This window comes from Dysgonomonas termitidis (assembly GCF_042654545.1).
GTDB lineage: Bacteria > Bacteroidota > Bacteroidia > Bacteroidales > Dysgonomonadaceae > Dysgonomonas > Dysgonomonas termitidis.
Genome location: NZ_JBHSGN010000126.1, coordinates 1 through 7,183 on the forward strand (window position 1 = coordinate 1; position 7,183 = coordinate 7,183).

A 7,183-nucleotide genomic window follows, 5' to 3' on the forward strand; every position below is an offset into this window, starting at 1 on the left:
CTTCGGCTTCGCTCAACGCCACTCCTCGCACATAATCGTTCGTTTCCATAGGTTTTTTCCTCAAAGGTAAGAACTCGCGTACGGCTTTGCAAGACGCGGTTACCCGAACTATTACGGTGTAGCCACTCCACCCCGCTCGCGCAGACGTCCCGTCTGTGTGTTGCGTAGCAAACATTTTTGCACTGTCAACAAGACACGGACTGGAAGTCCGCGCCAGCGGAGACAAACGAATCAGAGGCCGTATCTTTATGGGAAAATTTTATCTATATATGTAGCTGATAACCTTTGGCTGTTAGCTGATAGTTCTTTGAAAGAATGGAATAAGTGGTAAGTTTAAAGTAATAAGTAGTAAGTGATAAGTTTTGTCGCTTTGCGCCATTGCCTCGCCTTCGCTTCGGCGATTTTCAATTACATACGCTTTGCCCCCCTGCTCGCGCAGACGTCCCGTCTGTGTGCTGCGTAGCAGACATTTTTGCTCTATCAAGCAAGACACGGACTGGAAGTCCGCGCCAGCGGGGACAAACGAATCAGAGGCCGTATCTTTATGAAAAAATTTTATCTATATATGTAGCTGATAACCTTTGGCTGTTAGCTGATAGCTCTTTGAAGTGTTGATTAAAGTAGTTACGAGTTACTTCCCCTGCGGGCAGTTACGAGTTACAAGTTGGCTGGCGTTTTGTTTTGTTTCACGCAAAGACGCAAAGGCGCAAAGTTTTACATCTTACGAGTTATTGACTGATGACTGATAACTGTTGACTGTAAATAGTGTTACCTTTGTTACCTTTTAAGAAAGTTACGAGTTACTGCGCCCTAGGGCAGTTACGAGTTACAAGTTGTTAACTACTATCTGACGAGATGCTTCGTTTCTCTCAGCATGACAAACCACGATACTGTTTACTGATTACTGTTTACTGTTAACTGATATATCTGTTACTTTTTAACATTTTCATAACAGGACGAAAAAGGCAAAAACAAAAAGCAAGTGCATTTTTCAATACACTTGCTTTCATCTAAGTACTTATTATAAATTGTCTTCTTTACCAGAAATACATATAGAACGCCACACAAAGAGCGACAACCCCGAGCGATGCGATAACATCCCATTTGTTCCAGCTCTTTCCGATAACTTTCTTGTAATCGTCGGTGAAAGTTATAGCCTCTATCTGTTGTGCCGTTGGCTTCGCTGTGAAGAACGATACTACTACCATCAGCAACATGATGAAGACAAGCAACCATATCTCAAAAATAAGCCAGTTGGTTTGCCAGAACCAGGTAGTGCATTCCCAGTACCAGCCGGTCATTATGTCTTTACCTGTATTTGTAAATATATTGGTCAGCAAACGTACCATACCGATAATAAAGCCCACGATCATACCTACTTCACCGGCCTTAGGCGTAATCCTTTTGGAGAATATACCCAGTGCGAATACAGCCACCATTGCAGGCGCAAGCAGCGATTGAATACCTTGCAGATAGTCGTACAGGCTACCGAGGCTCATCATGACAGGTATCCATACAATACCGAGTACTACAACGACAACTGTGGCAATACGACCTACCAGAACGTAAGTATCCTCGCTCTTGCCTTTAAACATCGGCTTATAAAAGTCCTCTGTAAACAATGTGGCACAGGAATTGAAGAATGCAGCCAAAGAAGCAACCAATGCCGATATAAAGCCTATGGTAACAATCCCTTTCACTCCGGCAGGCAATACAAACTTAACCATTGACCCGAAAGCCGTATCAGGATCGTCGAGTGTAAAGCCGCTGTCGGGGCGTGCCGCCAATGCCGCAGCTACCATACCCGGTATCAGGAACATAAATACAGGCAATAGTTTGAAATATCCGGCAGCGATAGTACCCCTGCGTGCACGTTTCATCACTACATCGTTATCTTCACCTTTACGTTGCCCGAGTACACGCTGAACTATATGTTGGTCGGTACACCAATACCAGAAACCGATAATAGATGCTCCGATAAATACCCAAAAGCCGGGATAGTCATCATACAACGGGTCGCCCGTACTGAAGTGGAACATATGGTTTGTGCCGTATGCAACACCATCTTCTCCTACATTCAGCGTTTTAGCATAGTCGATCATCGCGGTCCAGCCTTCAGGAATACTGCCACCGCCGAGCGCCGACAATCCGAGGAAAAGCACAAGGAACGAACCTGCTATAAGTATAGGAGTCTGGATCGCAGACAATGTCATCACACCTTTCATTCCTCCGAGAACAGTAAAGATACCCGTTAAGACGATTAAGCCGATAGCCCCGTACCAGAAAGGCAAGCCAAGAAGGCTCTCCATGAAGATACCTCCGGTAAATGCCGTTACGCTCACTTTGGTAAGCACGTATGCTATAAGAGTGATGATAGATAACCACGAACCCGTAGCCGGGGTGTAACGATATTTGAGGAAATCGGGCATTGTGATGATTTTACCCATCTTATTGTTCATAAGCTGATAGAAAGGTACAAACAGCCAACCCAGGATAAGTATCATCCAGCCTTGCATTTCCCAGTGCGCCATACCCACACCTGCTTTTGCTCCTGTTCCGGCAAGCCCTACGAGATGCTCCGAACCAATGTTTGCGGCAAAGATAGCCGCACCGATGATGTACCATGGCTCCCCTTTACCGAACAGATAGTCTTCGCTACTGGCACCCTGTTGCAGGCGCTTATCTTTTTGTATCGAACGCCAAACGGCCCATGTCACCGCTAATATCCCGACTGCGATAATTACCCAGTCGAGCCAAATAAATTCATGTGAATTCCAGTTCATAGTATTTTATAATTAGAAGTGAAAAACTAAAAGTGAAAAATGAAAAATAAAGACCCAATCATTGTCGCTTCGCATAATTTTTCACTTTTCACTTTTCATTTTTCATTTAGTTAAATAATTCTGTTTCTGTGAATTTACCCAGCTTCTGATATTTAGCATATAATTTCATATATACCTCATGCTTGGCCATATCAGGTTTATATTCAAAAGCAAAACCTTGTCCCATTGCTTTTTGCGCGGCCTTAATATCAGGATGAATACCAGCAGCTACCGATGCAAACATAGCAGCACCGAATGCGCAAGCCTGCTCCGATTTAGCTACTTTGATCGGCATACCCAGCACATCGGCCAAAGTCTGCATAACAAGCGGCGATTTCAAAGATATACCACCGATGCCGATTACGCTGTTTATTTCGATGCCATTTTCAAGGAAACGGTCTACAATAGCCTTGGAACCGAATGCCGTAGCTTCTACCAAAGCTTTAAATATGAGCGGCGCAGAACTGGCAAGGTTCAATCCTGTAATGGTACCTTTCACCAATTGATTGGCATCAGGTGTGCGGCGTCCGTTCATCCAGTCGATAGCCAGTACCGAGCTTTCCGATACAGGTATTCTCTCCGCTTCTTTCGATAAGGCAGGGATCATCTTATCTAAAGCTTCTTCTATCAGTTTATCTTTTGTAGCCTGATCGACCAACGCAGATTCTTTCAGTATCTTTTCCAAAGGCCATGCCAACACGGACTTAAACCATGCGTAGATATCTCCGAAACCCGATTGTCCGGCTTCAAGGCCGATCATACCCGGAATAACAGAACCGTCTACCTGTCCGCAAATACCCGGAACAAGTTTACCATGCATATCTTCATACGAAGCCACCATAATATCGCAAGTAGAAGTCCCGATGACACGGACGAACGTTTTAGGCTCGATCTCCGCTCCTACTGCACCCATATGGCAGTCGAAAGCTCCGACACCTACCGCTACATTTGTTGTCAGGCCTAATCTTTCAGCCCATTCCGGCGTAAGGTTACCGACTTTTACATCACTTGTATATGTTTCGTGGAACAGTCTGTCTCTGAAACCTTTCAGTTCGGGAGCCACTTCTACAAGGAATTCTTCGGTAGGGAGCCCGTCCCATTCTTTCAGCCACATGGCCTTATGTCCGGCAGCACAACGGCCTCTTACTATATCGGCAGGCTTTGTAGTCCCTGTAATTAATGCAGGCATCCAGTCGCAATGTTCCACCCAACTGTATGCATCGTTTACAATGGATTTATCAGCTTTCAGTACATGAGCGATTTTTGCCCAAACCCATTCGCTGGAATAAATACCGCCTTCATATGCTGTATAATCGATAGGCCATCGTTTAGCTACTTCGTTGATTTTTGCCGCTTCTTTGATAGCAGTGTGGTCTTTCCATAAGATGAACATTGCGTTCGGATTTTCTGCAAATTCGGGACGCAACGCCAGTATCTGTCCGTCTTTGTCGATCAGGGCAGGAGTGGAACCGGTAGTATCGAACGACATGCCGACAACAGCTTCAGCGGTTCCGGCAGGTGATTTACTCAAAGCTTCCTTCACCGATTCTTCCAATGCCTCAACGTAATCGAGCGGATGTTGCCTGTATTGATTGGCCTGAGGGTCGCAATACTGACCCTTCATCCATCTCTTATAATATTTTACAGACGAAGCTATTTCTTTTCCGGATTGAGCTTCGATGATTACTGCCCGACAGGAATCTGAGCCATAATCAAGTCCGATTGTATATTTCATATTTATATTAGTTTGGGCCCCCTCAATCCCCCAAAGGGGGAAGCCGGATAGGCTATAATTTAACTTTCTCTTGTTATTTTTCCCCTTGTCTTGATTTCCCCTCCGGGGGACAGGGACTAAAAAATAGGGTACTGAGAATAATCACTACTCACAGTACCCCAGAACCTTAATTTAACGATTTATTTAATAAGTAGTACACTTCATTTACTTTCAACTCAAACTTGAAGTTGTTTATAGTTGTATTTTCATCGATAGTCACCAGTTCGATACCTGCGATATCGGCATAGTCTTCCAACATCTCGGTAGTTACAGAGAAGGAGAAGCTTGAATGGTGAGTACCTCCTGCCAGAATCCATGCTCCTGCACCCACTTCGAGGTTAGGCATCGGTTTCCACAAGGCACAGGCCACTGGTAATTTTGGCAGCGGTTTAGGTTCTACCACTTTCACTTCATTTACAATCATACGGAAACGATTTCCCATATCTACGATTGTCGCAGCTACACCTTCACCCTTATGAGCCTGGAATACCAGACGGGCACAAGTGCGGGCATCGCCTATACCTAAGAAATGAACTTCGATACGTGGTTTTGTACCTGTTATATCGGGATTGATCTCGAGCATGTGAGATTGCAGAATAGTGCTGTTCTCACCGTCGAAATTCAATGTGTAATCTTCAAGGAATGACTGTCCGCCCGGCAGACCCTGTCCCATCACCCACATTGTGCGAACCAATGCAGCCGACTTCCAGTCTCCTTCGGCTCCGAATCCGTAGCCTTCCGCCATAAGACGCTGAGAAGCAAATCCCATCAATTGTTTCATGCCTGCCAACTCGTTGAAGCTGGTAGTAAACCCTTTGGCTCCTTTGTCCTGAAGGAAACGGCGAAGACCGATTTCCTGAGCTGCAGCATCGCGCACAAACTGGTATTTTTCGGCCCCTTTTTTACAATCGGCAGCAAAGTCATATATCTTTTCGTACTCAGTAATCAACGCATCTATTTCAGCATCTGTAACTGCTTCTACATATGGAACCAAAGTCGCAATCGGAGCATTGTCTACGTGATAACCCAGACGCATTTCAGCTTCTACCTTATCTCCGTCTGTTACAGCAACATTGTTCATATTGTCTCCAAAGCGGATGATAAGCATATCCTGAGAATCTGCCCATCCTGCGCAAACACGCATCCAGTTCGCTATCTTAGCCTGAACGCCTTCTTCGCTCCAGTGACCTACAACCACTTTGCGGTTTTTGCGCATACGGCTCACCATATGTCCGAATTCACGGTCTCCATGAGCCGACTGGTTCAGGTTCATGAAGTCCATATCTATTTCATTCCAAGGAATTTCTTTATTGAACTGTGTATGAAGGTGCATCAATGGTTTTCTCAGATTCTGAAGCCCTTTAATCCACATTTTAGCAGGCGAGAACGTATGCATCCAAGTGATAACACCGACACATTTTGTATCATTATTTGCTTCTTTGAATACTTTCTCAACTTCCGGAGAAGAATTGGCCGTACCTTTGTAAACAATCTTTACAGGAAGTTTGCCTGAATCATTCAGAGCCTTTACCATTTGTGTAGAATGGGAGTCTACTGCAACTACTGCATCTCCACCATATAACAATTGTGCGCCGGTTACAAACCAGACTTCTAAATCTTTGAAATCCATGATATTAATAAATTATGAGTTATAAATTATGAGTTATAAGTATTTACTGTTAGCTGTTAACTGACTCTTACTGTCCGTAATATGCACCCGGACCATGTTTTCTGAAAAAGTGCTTTTTTATCAGCTCCTCATTCATTTTCAGTTGAGGATTGATTGAATAGGCTATATATGCCATTTTGGCTACCTGTTCCAATACTACAGCATTGTGTACAGCATTATGCGCATCCTTACCCCATGAGAAAGGACCGTGGTTATTTACCAGTACTCCCGGTGTGTAATCGGCATTCAGATCAGAAAAGCGCTCTATAATCACGTTTCCTGTTTCCAGTTCGTATTTGCCTTCGATCTCAGCCTTTGTCATCTGCCTTGTACATGGGATTTCATCTTTGAAATAGTCGGCATGGGTAGTACCAATGTTAGGTATATCACAACCGGCCTGAGCCCACGATGTCGCATATGTGGAATGGGTATGTACAATCCCTCCGATATTCGGAAAAGCTTTATATAATACAAGATGGGTAGCCGTATCCGAAGATGGTTTCAGCTTACCGTCCACAATATTCCCGTCCAAATCTAGAACGACCATGTCTTCAACCTTCATTGTATCGTATGATACACCTGATGGTTTAATCACAACCAATCCTTTTTCGCGATCGACTGCACTGACATTTCCCCAAGTGAAAATTACCAATCCGTGTTTTACTAAATCGAGATTAGCGTCAAATACTTCTTTTTTAAGTGATTCCAACATAATGGTATATATGGTTCAATTACTATTATAAGGCTCTCTTTAAATAAGTGTAGCGTTTACACTTGCAATGTTAGCAATAAGTGTTTAGATGCACACTTATTTATCATATGTTGTAAAACATATTTAATAAAAAAAGAGAGTAAAATACCAGGAGTGGTCGGAAGAAATATCTTCCGACTATTTTTTTATATAATCATTTGATATTA

Annotated in this window: 4 protein-coding genes; all 4 read right to left on the reverse strand. The window is 43.8% G+C overall.

Translation table 11 applies throughout. The features are described from left to right. Window positions 1–1,037 precede the first annotated feature (1,037 nt). Complete coding sequence (locus ACFO6W_RS21315) at window positions 1,038–2,783, reverse strand: sodium:solute symporter (RefSeq protein WP_380000254.1); 1,746 nt, start codon at window positions 2,781–2,783, stop codon at window positions 1,038–1,040. 106 nt (window positions 2,784–2,889) lie between these two features. Further along, window positions 2,890–4,557 (reverse strand): ribulokinase, encoded by a 1,668-nt coding sequence (locus ACFO6W_RS21320; protein ID WP_380000256.1) that lies wholly within the window; start codon window positions 4,555–4,557, stop codon window positions 2,890–2,892. A 166-nt stretch (window positions 4,558–4,723) separates the two neighbouring features. Beyond that, a complete protein-coding gene (gene araA / locus ACFO6W_RS21325; protein ID WP_380000258.1) occupies window positions 4,724–6,226 on the reverse strand; it encodes an L-arabinose isomerase in 1,503 nt (500 codons plus the stop codon). Between the two features lie 67 nt (window positions 6,227–6,293). Further along, window positions 6,294–6,977, reverse strand: coding sequence for an L-ribulose-5-phosphate 4-epimerase (gene araD / locus ACFO6W_RS21330; RefSeq protein ID WP_380000260.1), 684 nt, complete (start codon window positions 6,975–6,977; stop codon window positions 6,294–6,296). Between the last annotated feature and the right edge of the window lie 206 nt (window positions 6,978–7,183).

Coding starts and splice junctions, on each gene's coding strand:
- ACFO6W_RS21315 (WP_380000254.1), bottom strand. CDS start 2,783: ATGAACTGGAATTCACATGAATTTATTTGGCTCGACTGGGTAATTATC.
- araA (WP_380000258.1), bottom strand. CDS start 6,226: ATGGATTTCAAAGATTTAGAAGTCTGGTTTGTAACCGGCGCACAATTG.
- araD (WP_380000260.1), bottom strand. CDS start 6,977: ATGTTGGAATCACTTAAAAAAGAAGTATTTGACGCTAATCTCGATTTA.
- ACFO6W_RS21320 (WP_380000256.1), bottom strand. CDS start 4,557: ATGAAATATACAATCGGACTTGATTATGGCTCAGATTCCTGTCGGGCA.